Origin of the sequence: Pseudomonas sp., from assembly GCF_026224925.1 — a bacterium.
GTDB lineage: Bacteria > Pseudomonadota > Gammaproteobacteria > Pseudomonadales > Pseudomonadaceae > Aquipseudomonas.
In genome coordinates this window covers 1-2,571 of sequence record NZ_JAMFRV010000615.1, presented here as the reverse complement: position 1 = coordinate 2,571, position 2,571 = coordinate 1, and the positions used below count along the sequence as shown (strand labels likewise).

Annotated in this window: 3 protein-coding genes; all 3 read left to right on the top strand. The window is 57.4% G+C overall.

The features are described 5' to 3' along the window. The first annotated feature begins 2 nt into the window (after positions 1–2). Positions 3–1,067 (top strand): glycosyltransferase family 1 protein, encoded by a 1,065-nt coding sequence (locus M0974_RS25655; protein WP_297843690.1) that lies wholly within the window; start codon positions 3–5, stop codon positions 1,065–1,067. Further along, positions 1,060–1,830 (top strand): polysaccharide deacetylase family protein, encoded by a 771-nt coding sequence (locus M0974_RS25650; RefSeq protein WP_297843688.1) that lies wholly within the window; start codon positions 1,060–1,062, stop codon positions 1,828–1,830. Before M0974_RS25655 ends, M0974_RS25650 begins: the two co-directional genes overlap by 8 nt. Continuing rightward, on the top strand, positions 1,827–2,571 hold a 745-nt coding region (locus M0974_RS25645), incomplete at its 3' end, for a lysylphosphatidylglycerol synthase transmembrane domain-containing protein (RefSeq protein WP_297843683.1). The genes M0974_RS25650 and M0974_RS25645, both read left to right, overlap by 4 nt.

The window sequence follows — 2,571 nt, the reverse complement described above, 5'->3', positions numbered from 1 at the left end:
GCGTGCGCACCTATCTTGATGCCAAACATCGTCGCCTGGGACGCTATCCAGGAGTTCGCCACAGCCTCTTGATTCCCGGCGCCAGCCTTAGCCATAAGGATGGTATTTATAAAGTACCGGCCCCGGCTGTGCCCTTCGGCAACGGCTATCGATTTCCTCTTCGCTTGGCTCCCTGGCGAAACGTCCTTCATGATTTACAGCCAGATCTTATTGAAGTTGGCGATCCTTATTTGACAGCTTGGGCGGCGCTGGATGCCCGTCGTCAATTGGATGTGCCCGTTATCGGCTTCTACCATTCCGATTTGCCGCTGTTGGTAAGTAACCGTATCGGAAGTTGGATCGGGACAAACGTCGAAGCTTATGTCAGCAAGCTTTACAGTAACTTCGACCGGGTATTAGCGCCCAGCAGCATCATGGCCAACAAACTCATAAGCTTGGGTGTGCAGAATGTCCATGTTCAACAATTAGGCGTAGACCTGGTGAGGTTTACCCCCACCTTGCGCGACCCTAGAGTCAAAGCTGAATTAGGACTGACAGAGGACACCCATCTGTTGATTTTTGCTGGACGTGGCTCTCGTGAGAAAAACCTGCCCGTGTTGCTGGACTGCATGAAGCAACTGGGTCGCGGTTATCACTTGCTGCTCGTCGGATCACACATGCCGACAGCCGTTCCGGATAACGTCTCGGTGATTGATCACTTCTGCCCTGCTAGTGAGGTCGCGCGCCTGCTGGCCAGCGCCGACGCACTGTTGCACGCGGGTGATCAGGAAACCTTTGGCCTGGTGATTCTTGAGGCCATGGCCAGCGGCATTCCCGTTGTCGCCGTGGCGGCCGGCGCCTTTACCGAAATCGTTGCGCCGTCCTGCGGAGTGCTGTGTGAGCCCAACAACTCATCGGCCATGGCCAGCGCTGTTCTTGAGCTGTTCACCCACGACAGCGCACAGATAGGCGCACAAGCGCGGGAGTATGTAGAACAACGATATGCCTGGGACACTGTCGTCGCCGGGCTGCTTGAACATTACCAAGCGGTGCTTGGCACCCACCCTCCGGTACTCGTCAATGGCTGATACAGAGCGCTGTGTGCTGCTGGTCTTGCACGACGTGGCACCGCAGACGTGGCCCAACTATCAGCCGTTCGTAGAGGCCGTCGACGCGCTGGGCAGCATTCCGATGACCCTGCTGGTAGTACCGGACTTTCATAAGCGCAGCCCGATAGCCGCTGACTTGCGGTTCCAAACGGCAATGGGGCAGCGCCTTGATCGGGGCGATGAACTGGCGCTGCATGGCTACTATCACTGCGACGACAGCCCTGCGCCACGGACGCCTGGCGACTACTTCATGCGGCGAATTTTCACATGGGAAGGCGAGTTTTACTCACTCGACCGTGATCAAGCGCTGGCCCGACTTCACGCTGGCATACATCTGTTCGAGCGCCTTGACTGGCCACTCCACGGCTTCGTTGCACCCGCTTGGCTCATGAGCCAAGGTACACGAGAGGCGCTTCGGGATTTGCCCTTTTCCTACACCAGCGACCCACAACATCTGTTTACATTGCCAGATTTTTCCCAGATTGATGCCCCAGGAATGGTCTGGAGTGCTCGCAGCGCGTGGCGCCGTGGGGTATCGAAACTTGTCAGCGACCGGCTTGAATACAGATTCAAGACGGCGCAAACGATTCGCCTAGGTCTTCACCCGGTGGACATGCGTCACCCGTTCTCTCGGGACTATTGGCTGAAATTGCTGCAACGGCTAATTGGGAACGGCCGCACGCCGATGACCAAAGCAAACTGGTTGAGCACTCAGCGCACCGTACCGGGTAACGCCGAATGAAACGTACAGTGTTGCTTTTCGTCGCACTGCTTGCTGCCATTGTGGTCCCTTTGCTGGTGGGCGGCAGTGAGACGGTTCAGCGTCTGCGCAACTTTCCGCCGGGTCTGCTGGTCGCCATGTTCGGCATGATTCTGCTGTGCTGGGTACTGAATACCTTGCGCTTGCGCCTGCTGTTAGGGGACGACGCCCGTGACATCAGCCTGGTCAAAAGCCTGGGCGTGGTCATGTCTACTGAGTTCGCTATTTGCGCCACACCGGGCGGCAGCGGCGGACCACTGACGTTGATGGCACTGCTATCGCGCAACGGCATAAGGCCTGCAAAAAGCAGCGCGGTGTTCGCCACCGATCAATTGAGCGACTTGCTGTTTTTCTTGTGTGCCCTATTGGGCGTGCTGCTCTACGCGTTGTTTCACACGTTGAGTCATCGGTTAGAGTCGATGCTCAGTGTGAGCGCGGCGCTGATTCTGGGTGGGCTTTGCCTGTGCGTTAGCTTGGGTCGCTACCATCGGCCCATCATCAGGTTCAACGGCCACGCGCTCAAGCATATCGGCACCCACGCCATGGCGCGGCGGCGCTGGGCGCGAAAGCTGCTGCACTTTCGCAATGCGCTGGTCGACACGTTGTACATGCCACGACAGAAGCTGATGATCGTGTTTTTACTGACGTGTTTGCACTGGGCGCTACGTTACAGCGTGTTGTATTTAGCGTTGCACGGGTTGGGGGCTGATGTGCAGTGGGCGT